Annotated in this window: 17 protein-coding genes and 3 pseudogenes; 9 read left to right on the top strand and 11 right to left on the bottom strand. The window is 36.0% G+C overall.

Features of this window, described 5'->3' with window-relative positions:
• Positions 1-371 precede the first annotated feature (371 nt).
• Entirely contained in the window at positions 372-812 is a 441-nt protein-coding gene (locus ACNO7W_RS01560) for a hypothetical protein (protein WP_039107460.1), read from the bottom strand.
• Between the two features lie 514 nt (positions 813-1326).
• On the opposite strand from ACNO7W_RS01560, the pseudogene ACNO7W_RS01555 reads away from it, so the two are divergent.
• The 5 genes and pseudogenes from ACNO7W_RS01555 to ACNO7W_RS01535 all read left to right on the top strand — a co-directional run.
• Positions 1327-1413: pseudogene (locus ACNO7W_RS01555) on the top strand (VOC family protein); the annotation flags it as partial.
• A gap of 292 nt (positions 1414-1705) precedes the next feature.
• Complete coding sequence (locus tag ACNO7W_RS01550; RefSeq protein ID WP_417936745.1) at positions 1706-2227, top strand: MepB family protein; 522 nt, start codon at positions 1706-1708, stop codon at positions 2225-2227.
• Positions 2228-2647: 420 nt separating this feature from the next.
• Entirely contained in the window at positions 2648-4102 is a 1455-nt protein-coding gene (locus ACNO7W_RS01545) for a hypothetical protein (RefSeq protein ID WP_417936744.1), read from the top strand.
• The gene (locus ACNO7W_RS01540) at positions 4044-4709 is read left to right on the top strand and encodes a CPBP family intramembrane glutamic endopeptidase (protein WP_417936743.1); all 666 of its coding nucleotides are present in this window, start codon (positions 4044-4046) and stop codon (positions 4707-4709) included. Before ACNO7W_RS01545 ends, ACNO7W_RS01540 begins: the two co-directional genes overlap by 59 nt.
• A 95-nt stretch (positions 4710-4804) precedes the next feature.
• On the top strand, positions 4805-5503 hold the full coding sequence (locus ACNO7W_RS01535) for a DUF6629 family protein (RefSeq protein ID WP_417936742.1): 699 nt from the start codon (positions 4805-4807) through the stop codon (positions 5501-5503).
• A 21-nt stretch (positions 5504-5524) separates the two neighbouring features.
• Here ACNO7W_RS01535 and ACNO7W_RS01530 read toward each other — a convergent pair.
• The 3 genes and pseudogenes from ACNO7W_RS01530 to ACNO7W_RS01520 form a co-directional block, all read right to left on the bottom strand.
• Positions 5525-6125: pseudogene (locus tag ACNO7W_RS01530) on the bottom strand (GNAT family N-acetyltransferase).
• A 549-nt stretch (positions 6126-6674) separates the two neighbouring features.
• On the bottom strand, positions 6675-7031 hold the full coding sequence (locus ACNO7W_RS01525; RefSeq protein ID WP_417936741.1) for a hypothetical protein: 357 nt from the start codon (positions 7029-7031) through the stop codon (positions 6675-6677).
• Positions 7032-7092: 61 nt separating this feature from the next.
• Positions 7093-8271: an AIR synthase related protein gene (locus ACNO7W_RS01520; RefSeq protein ID WP_417936740.1), complete on the bottom strand. Its 1179-nt coding sequence runs from the start codon at positions 8269-8271 to the stop codon at positions 7093-7095.
• A gap of 398 nt (positions 8272-8669) precedes the next feature.
• On the opposite strand from ACNO7W_RS01520, the gene ACNO7W_RS01515 reads away from it, so the two are divergent.
• Positions 8670-8951 carry a DUF4242 domain-containing protein gene (locus tag ACNO7W_RS01515; RefSeq protein ID WP_417936739.1) on the top strand — a complete coding sequence of 94 codons (282 nt, stop codon included), beginning with the start codon at positions 8670-8672 and terminating at the stop codon, positions 8949-8951.
• 286 nt (positions 8952-9237) lie between these two features.
• Here ACNO7W_RS01515 and ACNO7W_RS01510 read toward each other — a convergent pair whose 3' ends face one another.
• A complete protein-coding gene (locus ACNO7W_RS01510; RefSeq protein WP_143387789.1) occupies positions 9238-11427 on the bottom strand; it encodes a glutamine synthetase III in 2190 nt (729 codons plus the stop codon).
• 377 nt (positions 11428-11804) lie between these two features.
• Here ACNO7W_RS01510 and ACNO7W_RS01505 point away from each other — a divergent pair, with 377 nt between their 5' ends.
• The gene (locus tag ACNO7W_RS01505) at positions 11805-12839 is read left to right on the top strand and encodes a glutamine synthetase beta-grasp domain-containing protein (protein ID WP_143387788.1); all 1035 of its coding nucleotides are present in this window, start codon (positions 11805-11807) and stop codon (positions 12837-12839) included.
• A gap of 188 nt (positions 12840-13027) precedes the next feature.
• Positions 13028-13993 (top strand): TerC family protein, encoded by a 966-nt coding sequence (locus ACNO7W_RS01500; RefSeq protein ID WP_417936738.1) that lies wholly within the window; start codon positions 13028-13030, stop codon positions 13991-13993.
• A gap of 63 nt (positions 13994-14056) precedes the next feature.
• Here ACNO7W_RS01500 and ltrA read toward each other — a convergent pair whose 3' ends face one another.
• Both ltrA and ACNO7W_RS01490 read right to left on the bottom strand, forming a co-directional pair.
• Positions 14057-15340, bottom strand: coding sequence for a group II intron reverse transcriptase/maturase (gene ltrA / locus ACNO7W_RS01495; protein WP_417936897.1), 1284 nt, complete (start codon positions 15338-15340; stop codon positions 14057-14059).
• A gap of 676 nt (positions 15341-16016) precedes the next feature.
• Entirely contained in the window at positions 16017-16517 is a 501-nt protein-coding gene (locus ACNO7W_RS01490) for a hypothetical protein (RefSeq protein WP_417936737.1), read from the bottom strand.
• 86 nt (positions 16518-16603) lie between these two features.
• Between ACNO7W_RS01490 and ACNO7W_RS01485 the strand changes: the two are divergent.
• Positions 16604-16711 (top strand): annotated as a pseudogene (locus ACNO7W_RS01485) (DUF1543 domain-containing protein); the annotation flags it as partial.
• 284 nt (positions 16712-16995) lie between these two features.
• Here ACNO7W_RS01485 and ACNO7W_RS01480 read toward each other — a convergent pair.
• The 4 genes from ACNO7W_RS01480 to ACNO7W_RS01465 form a co-directional block, all read right to left on the bottom strand.
• Positions 16996-17217, bottom strand: a complete 222-nt coding sequence (locus ACNO7W_RS01480) for a DUF6934 family protein (RefSeq protein WP_417936896.1) — start codon at positions 17215-17217, stop codon at positions 16996-16998.
• Positions 17218-17273: 56 nt separating this feature from the next.
• A complete protein-coding gene (locus ACNO7W_RS01475) occupies positions 17274-17576 on the bottom strand; it encodes a helix-turn-helix domain-containing protein (protein ID WP_417936736.1) in 303 nt (100 codons plus the stop codon).
• Positions 17560-17904 carry a type II toxin-antitoxin system RelE/ParE family toxin gene (locus ACNO7W_RS01470; protein ID WP_417936735.1) on the bottom strand — a complete coding sequence of 115 codons (345 nt, stop codon included), beginning with the start codon at positions 17902-17904 and terminating at the stop codon, positions 17560-17562. The genes ACNO7W_RS01475 and ACNO7W_RS01470 overlap by 17 nt, the downstream gene beginning before the upstream one ends.
• A gap of 228 nt (positions 17905-18132) precedes the next feature.
• A partial coding sequence (locus tag ACNO7W_RS01465; RefSeq protein WP_417936734.1) for a T9SS type A sorting domain-containing protein occupies positions 18133-20848 on the bottom strand: 2716 nt, incomplete at its 5' end.

Genomic DNA, 20848 nt, shown 5'->3' with positions numbered 1-20848 from the left:
GACAGACTTCAAAAGCTGTCGGGTTTTTTATGCGTTACCATTTTAAATTTCACTCAACTCTTAAATGAACTTAAATTCCTTATATGGTTAGATTTTAAAACACATAAGAAATATAAGTTCATGTAAGTTCTAAATTAGATAGACCGCTAATTCTCAAAAAGTATTCAATAAAAAAACCCGACAGTTCTCAGTAAAATGAATTGTCGGGTTTATTATTTTAAATTATTCCGAATGGATACTAGCAGCAAAAAAATCAGCACACGGATTAGACAGATTAAACGGATTTACACTGATTATAAAAATCTTTAAAAATCCATTTTTTTCTGTAGCATCCATGTCATCTTTGTTCTATAAGACTTAAATCAATACTATTATTTCTTTCCAAATTTCCAGTCGAATTCATCTTTTTGATTGATAATTGCACCAATCTCGAATTTCACGACCTCATCAAATTCCGTTTGAAAGATGATCCAGTTTTCCTCGTTGAAATAGTTTTCGAACGTGTCAAACTCTTCCTGAGTGAATTTCGTTATTCCTTTGGCAGCCAAATCTTTTTTGACATCACTGATTTTTCTATTGATCACTTTATTCCCAAACAACTCCAGTTCCGGACTCGAAGCCACGATATAACCTAATTTGAAATCTTCCTCCACATAGAAAGTCAAACGCATTTTAAGTTTATTGTAGGCAAAAATCACATTATCATCTTCGTCCTTGTAGTTTCTATCTGGTTTGCCGTAAATAGCGGTTACATCATTTTGTTTCATTCCGAAAATGAGCTTGTCAATTCCGTTTTTTGGATTTATTTTCATACGTAGTTTATATTTGTTTTTTAAAGGAATATGTAATTCGCATCGCTTTATCAGTGTTTACATCGAGTTTGCGTTATGCTCATTTCATATTCATTTATTTGACCGCAAAGTTCGCAAAGTTTTTCGCAAAGTACACTACCTTTTTTGTTTAAAAATTAGTGGTACACAAATACTAATCCTGATTCTAAAATTCAAAATTTGGGCGTGACCCGCTGAAAAAGCGGGTCGGGCTATCCGTTGCAAACGAAGTTCACTGAACTCCTATAAAAATAACTACTAGGTGAAGTAATCTCCCGAACAAAAATCGGGAGGATTTTCACTGCTATCCCTCACGCAAATCACAATATAAATTTCAATTTTGTAAACAAGAAATCACTATAACTAAAAGTATCTAATAAACGATAAATTCAATTTAAATCATTAAGAAATCAAATTTCAAGTTAAAACCTAATTGGCGTTTTGTAATATTATTTGTATATATTTGACTTTAGTAAGGTCTGCCAATAGGAGATAGCTATGGAGAGAAGCAAGATTAAAAGATTTGGACAATAATCAACTAATCATTTATTATGCAGGAAAAAATAGACAAAATCCACCTTGAAGAATAAAAGAATAATATGACAGTCCGCAATATGTTCCAAAGGATAAAATATGGCACACAGATAACACGGATTGAACGGATTTTGCACAGATTTAAATAACAGTTTGATTCACCAAGTAAAAAAATCCGTGTAAATCGGTATAATCTGTACAATCTGTGGGCTAATATTTATGCTTTATAAATGTACAAACGACGAAAATTGTATTCGAAATGATTTTAGTCCGCATTACGGATAGTCATAAAGAATAAAAAACGGCTACTAACAAAGAACAGTGCTTAAAAAAACAGATTTATGCCCACAACTTCAATCCCTAATATTCTTCTAGAAACCAAAAAATTTGTATTTGATCCCTGTAGTTTGGAACTTACAAACTTTATAATCGAGAAAGAAAGTGCGGATTATGGCGCGTATCAATTTGAACTGAATGCACTAAAAATACTATTTCGTGTGGCCAAAACCACTCCAACAAAAGTGGGTCAATTCGTTACGGTATGGAAAAGAATGGGAAAAGGACCTATTCAGCCTTTTGACCTTTCAGATGACATCGATTTATTTATTATCAATACTCGAAGTGGGGATCATTTTGGTCAGTTTGTATTTCCTAAATCCGTGTTTATCCAACAAGGAATCCTTACCACTGATTTGAAAGAAGGGAAACGCGCTATTCGGGTGTATCCCCCTTGGGATACAACAACCAACAAACAGGCACAGAAAACTCAAAAATGGCAATTAGACTATTTCTTGGAAATCCCTTTGGACAAACCAATAAATTTGAACCGAGCCAAGTTATTTTATTCGCAGGAAATTAATTAAGATCTAAAATCAACCTCATTTAAGTAATTTTAAATGAGGTTGATTTTAAAAAAACTTACTTCATCAATTTTATTTTTATAATATACTGATTTTCAGTTGCTAGAATCAAAAATTATTTTTAATTTAGCTCTCATGAAGGATTTCCTATTTTAGAATCCTAACTATCCCCAAAATCTTATTATTTTTTACAAGTTAGACAGGAATATCAATTCAACTAACTTATAGGTTAAATCAATTGTTTAAAAAATGATGGATAATAATGCTTCATTGTTTTTTTGCACTCATTTTTAGCAGTACCAGTTTCGTAGCCCCGCTTCATTTTAATCCGTTTTACAGTAATGACATAAAGACACTAAGCGCATACATAGGATTCGTTTTCTATGTTTCTAACCAAGCCATTAATACATAAACTACTACGTTATGGACACCTCTAAAGACCGTTTAAGTACTAAACCAAAACAGATTGGCTGGTTACCCATTGTACTCGTGGTCGTGTTACTTGCCGTGTTATTTTGGGTTATGTATCAATTTAAAGGAGAGCAACGTTTTGCTGTCATAAAGCTTTTTGGCAAAGGCGATGCGATAAACTTTTCAAAAAATTACGGTTATGTTCAATTTCCTTCCAATGAAAAAAATTATGGGGCTTTGCTTGCCGAAAAAGGAGATGTATTGAGTTTTAATGATGCCGTTATTTCTTTCAATGATGTAACAAATGATTCTTTAGAAATTGATGATTCTGGGGATTCTCTCGTTTTTGTAAACGGAAATGTAAATACAATCATTATAGCTGGAAAAGCTAATCTGATTCCTTGGTTTCAAAAAATGAGAAGAAGAACTATTGACAACTTGGAAACCATAGATTTCAGATCAAAAATTCCTGCGAGTTACATTCCTTATTTAAAAAAAATAGCACATCTAAAACCTAATACCGCTTTGGTTTTTGAAGAAAATGGATCGCAAATTATAATTGAGGATTATATAAAAAAATCCAATTTCTTTAAACCTCTTTTTATAAGAGTATCCTTAAAACAAAATGAATTCCCATTATTGGCACATTGGAAAACTGCCGAATATCTTCATCTAAACTTATTAGATACCGTTGTCACAAAATCTTTGCCCGTGATGCCTGCCTTAAAACAATGCATTATTAACGGAGGCGACACTAAATATATGAATGCTGCCTTTTTTAAGAACAATCCACAACTGGAAAAGGTAAGTTTATTTGCCTGTCTGTCTGATTATGCTATTTTGAAACCATTGGAAAACATGGAGCAACTTACCATTACTAATTTTGGTTGCAAGGGCGATTTGGCAGCATTGAAAAACAAATTTCCCAAACTGTCCGTGTTGATAGTATCGGGTGTTTTTACCAATATTGATTTGCTTGGTAACTATAAAAACATTCGGTGGCTGGGACTACCTGAAAACACCTCCCAAAAACAGTTTAATACCATTACCGCACAACTATCCAATTTACAAGTGCTGGAACTAAAAGGAAGTGATTCCGTAAAAAACTTAAAAGCATTGCAACAATTACCCAATCTCAGGGGACTTGTAATAATAGACACGATAACGGACAAACAATCCCTTTATGCATTGAAAGAATTAAGATATCTGTCAGTTCCCGACAGAAATAAGACGGACAGCACGTATGTTCAAACGCTAAAAAAGAGTTTGCCGGGTTCCATCATTGTTCCTAATACCGGAGCTTGTATGGGTTCAGGCTGGCTGCTTTTACTAATGCCTGCAGTATTTTTATTCAGTTTAGTTTTTCCAAGGAAATTTTTGAAAAAATATTTTAAAAAAAACAACAAAAATGGAGCATTTAGAGCAAACAAAACCGATAGCCAGACGAACCAAAAAAGCAGTGCTTGATGCAGTCGTTTGCAGTGTTGAAATCATGGCATTTGCCTATTTAATTACCTATCCTTTTCCATTAAAAGCAGTAGCTTTTATCCCTTTGGTAATGGTAGCATTTATCATCAGCCGTGACATCGATTCCCCTTCGGTTACATTCAGGCTTTTATTTAGAGATCTTTTTTCTCTAAAAATGCTTGTGCAAATTGTTATTGGTCTGGAATTGGGTATTATAGCAGCAATTTATTACAGAGGGAATTTGGGAATGCCCCTTCTACCCTCGATGATCAGACCATTTGTATTCGTGGCGGCAAGCGTTGCTATCATCGAAGAATTATTTTTTCGTGGTTTTATACAAGGACAAATCAACAAGATAAATTCAGATTTTGCTGTGGTGTTTGCCGCCCTTGCGCATGCTTCTTACAAAGCTTGTTTATTTCTTTCTCCGGCAGCAATACAGCAGCAACACCTCGTGGCATTTTTTATATGGTCTTTTGCGGCTTATATCGTTCTTGGATTTTTAAAGCATTATTCAAAAAGCATGATCCCAGTTATTGTAACGCATGTCATTTTTGATATAGTCGTTTATGCCGAAGTCCTGCAAGCGCCATGGTGGGTGTGGTAATTGTTGAGATTCTAAATGGTATGGATTTAATGAACAACAAATCTGTATTTGATATCTAATAGAATTACTTTTTTATTCATTCTAAATTAAAGCCTATGTGTTTTTCAGCTAGTGCGAGTTTTGGAGCGGGTATTGTTCTTGCAGCAATAAGTGTTGCGGCAATAAAAAAAGTACAAAAACCTGCCCAAATTTATTTTGCCTGTATTCCGATTATTTTTTGTGTGCAACAGTTTTCAGAGGGCTTTTTATGGCTGGCACTGACAAAATCTGTTTACGCCCCTTTACAACCGATTGCAACCTATATGTTTTTGTTTTTTGCACAGGTCGTTTGGCCCTTATGGGTTCCTTTTGCATCACTGAAACTTGAAAAAGAAAAGGAAGAGAAAAATTTTCAGATGGTACTGCTTGTAATAGGCCTGTTAGTATCTTTATTTCTTGGATATTGTTTAGTCACTTATACTGTTGAAGCAAAAATTATTGGTTCCCATATTTCATATATCCAAGACTATCCAATTGTATTTGGCGGTTATGGCGAGTTACTTTACATCATTGCAACTATTGCTCCGCCCTTATTCTCAAACATCAAAAAAATGTGGATCTTAAGCATCCTAATCATCATTTCCTATATTATCACAAAAATTTCCTATGTAGATTATGTCGTTTCGGTTTGGTGCTTCTTTTCTTCAATTATTAGTATATCCGTACTAATAATTATGGATGAAATCAAAAATCCGAGTAAGAAACATTCCAAATACCACTATAGAAGCAATCACAGTAAAAGCAGCAGTATTTAAACTCTTGACCTTTATATTTTTCTATAATTTATTTTTCAAATTTTCTTTAACCCTCTCGAACCACTCGTTTCTAAGGATACTCAAAATAATACTGTCTCTGCGAATAGCACTACCAAAAGTGGGCATGTGGCTTCGTAAAACACCTTCTACGGTACAGCCTATGCTTTTCATGGCTGCAATACTTCGTTGGTTGTTATTGTCCGCACGAAATTCTACGCGTTCCATTCCAAGGGTTTCGAAAGCAAACTCCAATAGCAAAAATTTACAGCGTTTGTTAAGTCCGGTTCCTCTGAAATTTTTGCCATACCAAGTGTAGCCTAATTGTAGCGTTTTGAATGCCAAATTAATATCGTAAAAACGAGTACTTCCTGCGTATTTTCCTGATTTTTTATCGAAAACTATAAAGGGGGAATTCAGTTTTATTTTCTCTGGCTTTTAAGGCAATTTGAATATAATTTTCTAAATTTTCTTTGCCGTTGGCTTGCACTAAAGAATATTCCCAGGTTTCGGGTTCGTTGAGGGAAATTTCCAATAAATTTTCAACATCGGTTTCCTCTAAAGGACGCAGTAAAATTGATTCGTCTTCGAGGATTGTATCTTGGGGGAATTGAGAAGTAGACATGATTCTTTTTTGGGCTAATTTATAAAAAAAAGACAATACCAATTATTAGTATACATTTAGTACGATTTTTTAAACATAGGAGGAATATAAGTACATTTAAGTTGGACTCTTTTAAATTCATAAATGGAATAATATCCGCCTTTTCATAAATAATTATGACTATCCGTAATGCGGACTAAAATCATTTCGAATACAATTTTCGTCGTTTGTACATTTATAAAGCATAAATATTAGCCCACAGATTGTACAGATTATACCGATTTACACGGATTTTTTTACTTGATGAATCAAACTGTTATTTAAATCTGTGCAAAATCCGTTCAATCTGTACAATCTGTGTGTCCTATTTTATCCTTTGGAACATATTGCGGACTGTCATATAAATAATTACTGATGTCTTAGCCCAGATAAAAGTGAAAAGCCCACAGTATAAAACACTAATTTTTCTTGTCGTAAAAGAGCGACCAACGGAAGCTCCTTTTAGGGCTTAGAAAAATAGTGTTTTATGCGCGGACTTGAAACGGTTAGCTGGATTAGCTCCTAAAAATGCTACTCACTCATTTCATCGTAACGCTCTGGAACTTGCGGATCATAGAGCGGACAATTGAATTCAGCCAATGCATCCACCAATTGATTCATGATTTTTCCTTCGGTTCCGTAGCAATCGATTTGAATGCTTTGAGGAGTGGTTTTTATTTGAAAAGCGCCTTTTCCTTTGTTATTTTTCCAACTGTTGTCATCTACTTTTTCCCATTGAGAGAACAGCGTATTAATCCTATTGAGGATGATCGTTACAGGAAGTTCTTCCAAACCTTCCACTTCTTGTTCCTCAATAATCGCTTCGTAAACCAAGTGATGGTTTAGATAAATGCCGTCCTGATATCTCCAAAAAAGTAATTCGTACATTTAAAAAAATTGAAAGATTAAAAAATTAAAAGATTGAAAAACCAGCATCAATTAAAGCTTTTTAATATTCAAAAGTTCCGTATTCGCTGGTAATGGTCAGTTTTTTAGTATCGGCAACTGCTACTCTACCCACAATTTGTGCATCAACATTGAACGATTTTGAAATCGCGATAATGTCTTGAGCAATGGCTTCCGGAACGTATATTTCCATGCGGTGTCCACAATTGAATACTTGGTACATTTCTTTCCAATCTGTTTTGGATTGTTCTTGTATCAACTGGAATAATGGGGGAACCGGAAATAAATTGTCTTTTATAATGTGTAGATTATTTACGAAATGTAAAATCTTGGTTTGTGCTCCTCCACTGCAATGCACCATTCCGTGAATTTCATTAGACGTATATTGGTCTAAAATTTTCTTGATAATAGGCGCATAAGTTCTGGTTGGTGAAAGCACTAATTGACCTGCATCGATTGGTGAATTTTCCACGGCATCAGTAAGATTTACTTGTCCGGAATAGATTAATTCTTCAGGAACTGCAGCATCAAAACTCTCCGGATATTTGGTTGCCAAATACTTCCCGAAAACATCATGACGCGCTGATGTTAAACCGTTGCTTCCCATTCCGCCATTATAGCTTTTTTCGTAAGTGGCCTGACCAAAAGAAGCCAAACCTACAATTACGTCACCTGCTTTAATATTGGCATTGTCAATTACTTTAGTACGTTTCATGCGAGCCGTTACGGTAGAATCTACAATAATAGTTCGAACGATATCACCTACATCAGCCGTTTCACCACCTGTGGAATGAATGGTTACGCCAAAAGAATCCAGTTCTTTAATTAACTCTTCGGTTCCGTTGATGATTGCAGAAATTACTTCGGCAGGAATACGATTTTTGTTTCTTCCAATGGTGGAAGAAAGCAGAATATTATCGGTTGCTCCTACACACAATAAATCATCGATATTCATAATCAAAGCATCTTGGGCGATACCTTTCCAAACGGAGATATTTCCTGTTTCTTTCCAATACATATACGCAAGAGAAGATTTAGTTCCCGCTCCGTCAGCATGCATAATCAGGCAATACTCTTCGTCTTGGGTTAAATAATCAGGGACGATTTTACAAAATGCTTGAGGAAACAATCCTTTATCGATGTTTTTTATGGCGTTATGCACGTCTTCTTTGGATGCCGAAACACCGCGAAGCGCATATCTTTTTGAAGTATCTGAACTCATGTAGTCTAGTTGTGTAACCTGCGTTTGGGCAGATGGGTTTTGCGGCAAAGATAATTATTTTTTTGGGTTTTGCCTATCGGGTTTTCAAGTGTTTCGTTAAATCCATAATCTACCCAGAGAATATGAATTTATTTTATTAAATTTGTTATAATATTCTAATTGTTACTTGTTTACAAATAAAACACGATGAATAATAGATAAATAAATACTGTTTGTCTTAATGGACATTACGCTAAATTCATATTGGTTTTAATTGAAATTTAGCATTAAACCCATTTAAAAGTTTAAGAAACTTTAAACCTAGAATTAAACTTAGAAAAGTGGAAACCAGCGACCACTATAAAAAACGGGGCCTTACCGAAAAGCCATAAGAGTAGGAAAGTAAAAAACATAACATTATGCCTAAGTTCTTAATTGAAAGGGATATTCCCGGTGCCGGTAAACTAACTGCCGAACAGTTGAAAGCCATCTCTCAAACTTCCTGTGGAGTATTGGGTAAAATGGGACCCCAAATTCAGTGGGTCAACAGCCATGTAACAGCTGATAAAATCTATTGCGTTTATATTGCCCCCAATAAGGAAATGGTGCTTGAACACGCAAAGCTAGGCGGATTTCCTGCAAATTCCATCAGTAGAGTATCCGCAACCATTGACCCAACAACAGCAGAACAAACTGTTTAGTAAAATTATCGAGTTACTTACATAAATACCAATGCTAAGTCTAATGAACTTGTACTTGGTCTGTTTTTTTAACAGCTGTGATAACTTTACACTAATATCATCAAATGGATAGTTGCCTTTAAAACAAAAAACACACCCCTAACCCCTCTCAAGAGGGGAATTCGACCCTGCTAACATTAAACCTTTAGTTGTTTTTATGTAAATAAGTCGATAAAATTAAATGAATTTAACTTAAAAAAAATGCCTATCTAAAGCAGATAGGCATTTTTTATGAAAGTGTTTGTTATTATTTTGTAAACAACAATTCTCTATATTTAGTCAATGTCCAAAGTTCATTATCTACCAACAACTCCAGTTTATCACAATGTTCACGGATGACTTCAAAATATGGTTTTACGTTATTACAATAGGCTTCAGCCATTTCTTGAGCATCAGTCATTACGTTTGCTTTCTTTCTTTCGTTAGTCATTTCTTCAACTTTAGAATTGATTCCTTCAATATGACCTGAAATTTCTTTGATTAAAATAATCTGTTCTTTGGCAATTGTTTTAAATTCATCTCCAAAAATTTCTTTCAATCCTTTTACGTTTTCAATCAACGTATTTTGGTAACGAATTGCAGTAGGAATAACATGATTTTTAGAAATATCACCTAAAACTCTACCTTCAATTTGAATTTTCTTAGTGTACTCTTCCAATTCAATTTCGTAACGTGCTTCCACTTCAACATGATTCATGATACCCATTTCAGAAAACAAATCTAAAGCTTGTTTAGAAGCTCTCGCTTTTAATGCTTCAGGAGTCGTTTTGAAGTTGCTTAAACCTCTTTTCCCTGCTTCGATTTCCCATTCGTCACTGTAACCATCTCCTTCAAAAAGAATTTTTTTGGAAACTTTAATATATTCTCTCAAAACATTGAAGATCGCATCGTCTTTCTTCATGTCTTTAGATTCAATCAAAGCATCTACTTCAATTTTGAAATCTTTCAATTGTTTTGCAACAATAGTATTCAAAGTTGTCATAGCATTAGCACAGTTTGCAGAAGAACCTACTGCTCTGAACTCAAATTTATTTCCTGTGAAAGCAAATGGTGACGTCCTGTTTCTGTCCGTATTATCCAAAAGTACATCCGGAATTTTACCTACAACATTTAATTTTAAATCTGTTTTCTCTTCCGGAGATAATTTTCCGGTAGTTACACCTTCTAATTCAGCTAAAACTTTAGTTAATTGCTCTCCAATAAATACAGAGATAATTGCTGGCGGCGCTTCATTTGCACCTAATCTATGGTCATTACTTGCCGTTGCAATTGCACCTCTTAATAATGATTCATAATCATTTACCGCTTTTATAGTATTGATAAAGAAAGTCAAGAACTGTAAATTGCTCATAGGCGTTTTGCTTGGACTCAACAAGTTTACTCCAGTATCAGTTGCTAATGACCAGTTGTTGTGTTTCCCTGAACCATTAACTCCTTTGAACGGTTTTTCATGAAATAATACTTTCAAGTCATGACGTTCAGCCACTTTTTGCATTACATCCATTAATAAACAGTTGTGATCTACAGCTAAGTTAGTCTCTTCAAAAATAGGTGCCAATTCAAATTGATTTGGAGCAACTTCATTATGACGCGTTTTAACCGGAATTCCTAACAACATACATTCTTGCTCTAAATCTCTCATGTACGTTAAAGCACGAGTTGGGATAGAACCAAAATAATGATCATCTAATTGTTGTCCTTTTGCAGAGGTATGTCCAAGCAAAGTTCTTCCTGTCATTACAAGATCAGGACGAGAATCTGCTAATGATTTATCAATTAAGAAATATTCTTGCTCCCATCCTAGGGTTGCAGTAACTTTCTTTACATTTTTATCAAAATATTTACATACTTCCGTAGCAGCTTCATCCATAGCGGATAAAGCTCTCAATAAAGGAATTTTATTATCTAATGCTTCTCCTGTGTACGAAATGAAAACAGTAGGAATACATAATGTAGTTCCAAAAATAAATGCTGGAGAAGTTGGGTCCCAAGCGGTATATCCTCTTGCTTCAAATGTGTTTCTAATTCCACCATTTGGGAAACTGGATGCATCTGGTTCTTGCTGTACCAATTGAGCACCACCAAATTTTTCTACTGGATCACTACCGTCGTAAGATGTTTCAAAAAAAGCATCGTGTTTTTCAGCAGTTGTCCCTGTTAGTGGTTGAAACCAGTGCGTATAATGAGTTACTCCTTTTGACAAGGCCCACTCTTTCATTCCCATTGCGATATAATCGGCTAATTTCCTGTCTATTTTAGTTCCATGCTGAACAGCACCTTGCACTCCTTTAAATGCATCTGAAGTCAAATATTGCTTCATTGCTTTATCATTAAACACATTCGAACCAAAAATGGTTGATTTTCTATCAGTTTCTTCAAATTGAACTGGCTTTCTGGTTGAAGCTTCTCTCAAAGCTTGAAAACGTAGTGTTGACATAATTTTATAAATTTAAAATATTAATCGTGATTTAAAATACATACAAATATAATTCATTCCTGTAATATTTAATCCTCTCATTAACATATCTTAACTTTCTTTTTTAACATAGAATTAAAATTAAAAAAAATTGACCATTTCACATTTGAAGTAATAAAAATCTTAACTATTTATTAATGACTAAAAAACCAGCATTGTGAATTTAATTTTTATAGCTAATTAAAATCACATTTTTTCAAATATACCCCTCAAAAAATGAAGTAATGCTAAAAATTATACCTCATTAAATAAAAATTACCCCCTGATTTTACGACATCGACAAATTAATTTATATTTGCAAAATAAAATTATCAAAAAGAAAATAAATTTATATTATTATGGCTAAAATAAAGTTAGAATACATTTGGTTAGATGGATACGAACCAACTCAAAACTTAAGAAGTAAAACCAAAGTTGAAGAACACAAAAATTTCCAAGGAACATTAGAAGAAATAGGAAACTGGTCTTTTGATGGTTCATCTACAAAACAAGCAGAAGGTGGTTCTTCTGATTGTTTATTAGTACCTGTTGCTATTTATCCAGATCCTACACGTATCAATGGATACTTGGTAATGACAGAAGTTATGAATGCTGATGGTACTGCTCACTCTTCTAACGGTAGAGCTACTATTGATGATGATGGGGATTTCTGGTTTGGTTTCGAACAAGAATATTTCATTATGGATACTAAAACTTTATTGCCTTTAGGATTTCCAGTTGGAGGATACCCTGCACCTCAAGGTATGTACTATTGTTCAGTAGGTGGTAAAAACACTCACGGAAGAAGTTTAGTAGAAGAGCATGCTGATTTATGTATCGCTGCCGGAATTAACTTTGAAGGTATCAATCAAGAAGTTGCTTGTGGTCAATGGGAATTTCAATTATTCGCTCAAGGGGCTAAAAAAGCTGGAGACGAAATATGGATTGCCAGATATTTACTAGATCGTTTGACTGAAAAATACGGTTACTATATAGAATACCATCCAAAACCTCTAGGTGATACAGATTGGAATGGATCTGGAATGCATGCTAACTTCTCTAATGAAGTTTTAAGAACATGTGGTTCTCAAGAAATATATGAGAAAATATGTGAAGCATTCAGACCTGTAACTTCAGAACACATTGCTGTTTACGGAGCTTATAATGACCAACGTTTGACAGGTAAGCACGAAACTGCTTCTATCCATGATTTCTCTTACGGTATTTCTGATAGAGGGGCTTCAATAAGAATCCCATTAATTACTGTTCAAAAAGGATGGAAAGGATGGTTGGAAGACAGAAGACCAGCATCTAATGGAGATCCATACAAAATTGCTGCCAGAATTGTAAAAACTGTAAAATCTGTTTTAGTTGAAGAATCTGTTTTAGCATAAGAATCTGTTTTAGCATAAGAATCTATTTCCTAAACCTGATTTGTTTATAATTTAAAAGTGCCTTCATAAATGAAGGCACTTTTTTTTAGACATCTGTATATTTCAAATATAACTTTATTTTAAAATAAGTTTCAAACTTAAAAAATCAAAAAGTATCTTTGCCCAACCTATAATTAACAACTTAATTTATGATTGTCTGGATTTCATTTTTAGCTGCCGTCTTACTATTTCTTGCACTTGATTTAGGTGTTTTCAATAAAACACCGCATATTATTAGTTCTAAAGAAGCTGGTAAATGGACCGCTGTATGGGTGACATTATCTTTTTTGTTTTCCGGAGTCATATACTGGTTGTACGGCAATCATTATATTTCAAATCCTGATGGATTGAAACCGGTCGCAGCTTCAATAAAATTCATTACAGGCTATTTAATAGAATTATCGCTAAGTATTGACAATATATTTGTTATTGCCATTATTTTTTCTGCTTTCCGAATTCCACAAAAATACCAGCACAGAGTTTTATTTTGGGGAATTCTGGGTGCGATTGTTTTTAGAGGTTTAATGATTTATTTTGGCGTTTTGCTTATTAATAAATTTTCGTGGACTACTTATGTTTTTGGTGCATTCCTGATTTATACTGCAATGAAAATGCTGTTTACCAATGAAGATGAAAAATTTGAACCTAAAAAATCATTCGTTTATAAAAGCCTAAAGAAGGTTATGCCGATCTCAAATCATATCGACCACGAACATTTCTTTGTAAAAAGAAGGCATATAACCGCCGCGACCCCTCTTTTTGTTGCATTAGTCGTTATTGAAGTAATGGATGTTGTATTTGCCATTGACAGCGTTCCCGCAATTTTAGCCATAACAAATGATCCTTTTTTAGTTTTTAGTTCTAATATTTTTGCGATATTAGGCTTGCGATCCATGTATTTCTTTTTGGCAAACATGTTAGAAAAATTTGCCCATTTAGAATACAGCCTTATTGCAATTTTGACTTTCGTTGGACTAAAAATGCTGCTTCATGATTTTATCGAAATGCCAGAATGGGTATCATTGGCTTTTATCGCAATTTCGCTTCTAACTGGGATTATGGTGTCTTTAAAAATGAGTAAAGAAGAAGAGAAAGAAGCTGAGGGAAATAATTAATACAATCCCATCGTAAAAAAATACAAGCAATCGAGTAGGTTGAGGGATTACTCCCTCGCCCTCTCACACCACCGTGCATGCTCTCGCACACGGCGGTTTCTTTAGATCTTTGAACCTCTCGTAATGCCATGCAAGATTATACAAGCCTTGCTCTTCAAACCAACTGTTATTCATCGCTTGTTGTACTTGCGGACTTCCTGACTTTCGCCAAAGTCCTTTTCCAGACAATGCAATTATCCAAGCTTGCCACTTCTTTACACCCAGTTTCGCTAGGAATTGTTGTAACGTAAATACTCTTTTGCATTGTTTTATTCGATAACATCGAAGTTTTCTTCGTATCCATCCATTTAAAACTCGCATTAGTTTTAAGCATTTTGCGTATTGAAAATAGTGTAACCATCCGCGTAATATTGGGTTCAGTTCCGAGATAACTTGCTCGAGACTTCTTCCTCGATTGCGTTTGGTGATTAGTCGGATTTTCTCTTTGAAGCGTTCTTGATTTTGCTTTGAGATGGTTAGATAACCTCCTTTCTGGATTGTATATCCTAGAAATTTGGTTTGATTTACATCGCAAGCTTTGCTCTTGTCTTTGTTTACAACAAGTTTTAGTTTGTTTTCGATAAAGTTACTTATCGATTGCATTACCCTCTCTCCCGCCACTTGGCTTTGTACGAAAATATTACAATCGTCTGCGTAGCGAACAAATTTGTGTCCCCGTCTTTCCAATTCCTTATCCAGTTCATCTAAAACTATGTTGGATAACACTGGGGATAATGGACTTCCCTGTGGTGTACCCTCTAAGCGTTGGCTCACGATTCCGCCTTTCATCATTCCGGTCTGAAGGTATTTACGTATCAGTTTCAATAGAATCTTATCTCCTATCTTTGTTGATAGTTCATACATTAACCGATCGTGATTTACTAAATCGAAGAATGTTTTAAGGTCGATATCTACCACCTTATCCCTTCCTTCTTCTGCATAATCACTAGCTTTCTTCAAGGCTTGATGTGCGTTGCGTTTTTCTCTAAAGCCGTAACTGTGTTCCGAGAATATTGGGTCGTAGATTTGGGACAGTACTTGGGCAATTGCCTGTTGTATTATCCTGTCTGTTACCGTGGGTATTCCCAGCATTCGAGTTCCTCCGTTGGGTTTGGGGATCTCTACAAGTTTTACCGCATTGGGCTGATATGTCCCTGATTGTAAAGATTTGAGGAGAATCTCTCCTTTATCCTTAAACCAGTCTGCAAATTTATCAACTGCCATTTGGTCAATTCCTGCTACGCCTTTGTTCTGCTTTACCCGCTTGTATGCTCGTCTGATGTTAGTCGTAGAGCATATTACCTGCATTAGGTTACAATTTGCTAAGGCTCGTTCTTGTTGTCCTGCTTCGTTTACTTGTGACTCCTTTCTTTCGTTTGCTCCACATACGGTGTCACAATTCGCTGAATGGCGCATAGCATTCGGGTTGTCTCCATTTAATGGAAACAAATCTGATTGATATGCTATGCCTTGCTGTCGCTTCATAAACCAAATTTCTAACTAACTCCTCCTTAAATCTAAAGATTCAGACCTTCCAGTTTTGTGAGTCCTCCTAGTATCACCTTCGGCTCGTATCTGCTGTACTATGTCCTCTGCTGACTTCTTGAAACTCTTCTCTTTGCATCACTACAAACATAGTCCCGTTGGAACAAGTTTCAAGACCTCTCGGGATAAGGCTCATTTTCTTTCCATGGATTCTGCCTAATTTACTATATTGAGTACGGTTGAATTTTGGGCTTTCGCAATCTATAGCTCGCTTGCCCTCCCAATATTAGCCTTATATTAGATTTCTGTGCGTCAGAACCTCACTTTTGCTGATGGCTTCTTTCAGATTCTACCTCACGATAGACACCCTTGCCAATTGCTAACACTTCCTATCAACGCGGCGTGTACAGAGACTTACACTCTGCCAGAAAAAGACCATGCCCGACATACTAAAAAAAGGAAATCTTTCGATTTCCTTTTTTTAATTTATGAGCTAAAATTACATTTCAATTTTTTTAATTTGGCTTTCATTTATTTTTAAAGCAGATATAACGGCTTCATAATTGTTTTTGTTGATTGAAGTTGAAAAACCTGCCGGAACAATCACAATTCTTAAAACCTGATTCAACCTAAACTCAGCAGTAACATCTTGCAAATCACTACCAACCATATAAATACTTACATCCGTAGTAGTATAATCATAATCATAACTAAAATCTAATGTTCCATCACTAAAATAATGGGTTTCAGGCAATAATTTCCATACATCACCCTGAGCAGTGGAACCAGATAATCGATATACTAAGACCACATCCGAAGAAAAAATAGGTGGATTAAGCGGAACTATTCTACTATAATTATTAGTTGAATTAAACGAAGCGGTAACTTCAAATACTTCGCTGATAGTATCATTATCTACAAAAGGCCCATCGTCATTTACGGTGCAACTTTGTAAAGTAAATAATCCTGCAATGGCTAAAAGTGTAATTATCTTTTTCATGATTTTAATTTTTAATGGTTAATTTTATTTTACACATTCATGAATTGTGCCAAACTTTATTTTTTAAAAAAATTGTAGCTTTGAAAATGGAAAAACAACTAAAACTTTACATGATAATGCTGGGCTGTACGCCAATAGGAAGGTTTACAGAACAACATGATATTTTTTTTGGAATTGGAAATTCCTTAAAAAATTTTCGAGTTACTTACATAAATACCAATGCTAAGTCTAATGAACTCGTACTTAGTCTGTTTTTTTTAACAGCTGTGATAACTTTACACTAATATCATCAAATGGATAGTTGCCTTTAAAACAAAAAAAACACACCCCTATCCCGAAGCCTCGGGACTCTCAAGAGGGGAATTCGACCCTGCTACCATTAAACCTTTAGTTGTTTTTTATGTAAATAAGTCGAAAAAATTAATTCCACAGATGAAAATTTCGTGACCGGCGAAAGAAATATCTATGTATGGATTATTTAGAGACCAATATAATCTTCGCCTACAATAAACTCTTCAAATGTTTCATCAATTTTCATTCCGTAAACATAAAAATCTTCTCGCAACTCATCTAAATTATTTGTAATTCCCATTCGATATAACCTTGTTCTAACTTCGGCACTTCCTGTTGCAAAAATCCAATTTTCGGGATACCTCCCTGAAAAAGCATAAATTGTTGAGACAACAGCTAAGGTTCCTATGTTGGCTTTGCAAGCCCAACGAACCTTAGCTGTTATAGCCTGCCCCTTTTAGCGGTTTATATTTGTAGCGTTAACTTTAAATGTCCGCCAAGTCCTTGTTGAATAATTTTCATTAATGTAGATAGTCTGATGTCGGATGAGTTATTTTCAATTCTTGAAATGTAAGATTTGTTTGTTCCGCATTTTTGAGCAAGTTCTTCCTGTGTCATTCCAAGTTTTGTTCTTGCTTCTTCAAGTAAAATTCCAAGTCGAAAAGATTCAAACTCTTGTTCCCAATTCTCACGTTTAGGTTGTCCTTTTTTGCCATATTTCTTATCAAGAATTTGGTCTAAAGTCGTAATGTTATTTTTTGTTTTCATCTTGATATTCTTTCATTATTTTTAGTGCTTTTTCTAATTCTTCTTTAGGTGTCTTTTGCGTTTTCTTCTGAAAAGCATTTCCAAGAACTACTAAATTTCCTTTGTCAAAAAAAGAAAAAATGCGATATATATTATTTCCTACTTCAACCCTAATTTCATAAAGTCCTTTAGTTCCTTCCAAATGTTTAAAATGTTTTTTAGGAATCTGTTGGGTTACTTCAATTAATTTAAGAGTCCATTCTATCTTTGCTTGAACTGTCTCCGACTGTTTTTCATAAAAGGCGAGAAAATAGTTCTTATATGCAATTACTTGTCTGTCGGTATTCATAATGCAAAGTTAACTAATTAGACAACACTGGCAAATGTTTTTTTAGTTGTCTTTAAGCAGTCGTTTGTGTTTTGGGATAGGCTATAACTATTATTTAGTCCTGCTTCATTCTTTGTCTGGGTTTTCTCCCGCCACGGCGGATCGGAATAACAAGTTTGCGCTGATTGTAGCAAACGCAAAAAAGCACCCGTTTTAGGCGGATGCTTTTTAGTTAGAATTATATTAAACTTATCTGGAAGACATTACTTTTTTCACACTGCTTCCTCGATCAGTAGTTACTTTTACAATATAAACCTGTTCCTGACCTTTATATGAATGAAGGTGTAACGTAATTTCTTTGTTCAAATAACTATTGGTATCTGTTTTTGAAAGTACTGAAATCCCTTGTGCATCATATACATCGATAACCACATCAGACACATAATCAAAATCGTATCTAATAGTAAGCTTATCTTTAAAAGGAACCGGATAAGCAGTAAAACCAGCGTTAGTACTCGAACCAACTTCTTGAGTAGCACTAGTTCCACCCAATGGACAACCTGTACTGTTAAGAATATCCAATTGAGTTGCTAATTTTCCAGGTGCAGATCCTCCAGCTAAATACGCTGCATTAACAGCATCTATTACTGATTGAGGATTACTACCATAAGGCGCTGGAAAGTCAACTTCATCACTACAAGCATTCAATAAAGCGGCTACTCCTTGACGAGCTAAATTAAAAATACCTCCGCCTCCTAAATTTAGAGCTTGTAATAAAGTTAAATTAGCAAGATTAGACGGTGCATTTACAAACACATCACCAAACAACATTGAAGGAGTATAAGATGAACACCATCTGTCAGTATGGTTTTTCCAATATCCTAAAGTACATCCTTCACATGCAGGTACTATAATACTTTGGCTGCATGAAATTGATGTATTACCACAAGCGTCAGTAGCAGTCCACGTTTTTGTATATGTCACTGAGCCGTCCGCATTATTTGTTGTAGTGATACCCAAATCATTAATAATTGGATTTGAATCACAACTATCACTTGCTGTTGGAGTACCAAAGACTGGTGTTGCACCACAAGCAACTGTTTGATCAGCTGGACAAGTAAGAGTTGGCGCTGTATTATCGGTCACACTGATAGTCTGAGAAGCTGTTGAACTGTTACCACAATCATCCGTAGCGGTCCAGGTTCTGGTTACAGAATATTCCTGTGGACAACTGCCATCGGTTCTTACATCGGCAAAAGTCGGTGTAACACTTGAATCACAGGCATCAGTTGCAGTTGGTGTTGCAAACGCTGGTGCTGCAGGGCACTCGATAGAACTTGGCGCTGGTAAGGCTGAAAGCACTGGCGCAGTATTATCGGTTACACTAATAGTCTGAGAAGCGGTTGAACTGTTACCACAATCATCCGTAGCGGTCCAGGTTCTGGTTACAGAATATTCCTGTGGACAACTGCCAGCGGTTCTTACATCGGCAAAAGTCGGTGTAACACTTGAATCACACGCATCAGTTGCAGTTGGTGTTGCAAACACTGGTGCTGCAGGGCACTCGACAGAACTTGGCGCTGGTAATGCTGAAAGCACTGGCGCAGTATTATCGGTTACACTAATAGTCTGAGAAGCGGTTGAACTGTTGCCACAATCATCCGTAGCGGTCCAGGTTCTGGTTACAGAATATTCCTGTGGACAACTGCCAGCGGTTCTTACATCGGCAAAAGTCGGTGTCACACTTGAATCACACGCATCAGTTGCAGTTGGTGTTGTAAACACTGGTGCTGCAGGGCACTCGACAGAACTTGGCGCTGGTAATGTTGAAAGCACTGGCGCAGTATTATCGGTTACACTAATAGTCTGAGAAGCGGTTGAACTGTTACCACAATCATCCGTAGCGGTCCAGGTTCTGGTTACAGAATATTCCTGTGGACAACTGCCAGCGGTTCTTACATCGGCAAAAGTCGGTGTAATACTTGAATCACAAGCATCAGTTGCAGTTGGTGTTGTAAACACTGGTGCTGCAGGGCACTCGATAGAACTTGGCGCTGGTAATGCTGAAAGCACTGGCGCAGTATTATCGGTTACACTGATAGTCTGAGAAGCGGTTGAACTGTTGCCACAATCATCCGTAGCGGTCCAGGTTCTGGTTACAGAATATTCCTGTGGACAACTGCCAGCGGTTCTTACATCGGCAAAAGTCGGTGTCACACTTGAATCACAGGCATCAGTTGCAGTTGGTGTTGTAAACACTGGTGCTGCAGGGCACTCGACAGCACTTGGCGCTGGTAATGCTGAAAGCACTGGCGCAGTATTATCGGTTACACTAATAGTCTGAGAAGCGGTTGAACTGTTACCACAATCATCCGTAGCGGTCCAGGTTCTGGTTACAGAATATTCCTGTGGACAACTGCCAGCGGTTCTTACATCGGCAAAAGTCGGTGTAACACTTGAATCACACGCATCAGTTGCAGTTGGTGTTGTAAACACTGGTGCTGCAGGGCACTCGACAGAACTTGGCGCTGGTAATGCTGAAAGCACTGGCGCAGTATTATCGGTTACACTAATAGTCTGAGAAGCGGTTGAACTGTTGCCACAATCATCCGTAGCGGTCCAGGTTCTGGTTACAGAATATTCCTGTGGACAACTGCCAGCGGTTCTTACATCGGCAAAAGTCGGTGTCACACTTGAATCACACGCATCAGTTGCAGTTGGTGTTGTAAACACTGGTGCTGCAGGGCACTCGACAGCACTTGGCGCTGGTAATGCTGAAAGTACTGGCGCGGTATTATCGGTTACACTAATCGTTTGTGATCTGGTTGAACTGTTGCCACAATCATCTGTAGCAGTCCATGTTCTGGTTACACTGTAATTTCCGGCACAGTTGCCTGGTGTAGTTACATCATTGAAAGTCAACGTTACCGATGCATCACAAGTGTCGGTAGCAGTAGCTTGCGCA

The sequence above is a fragment of the Flavobacterium sp. ZB4R12 genome (assembly GCF_048276375.1).
GTDB lineage: Bacteria > Bacteroidota > Bacteroidia > Flavobacteriales > Flavobacteriaceae > Flavobacterium > Flavobacterium gawalongense.
Note: the sequence above shows the minus strand (reverse complement) of the source record. Positions and strands in the feature narration are given on the sequence as shown.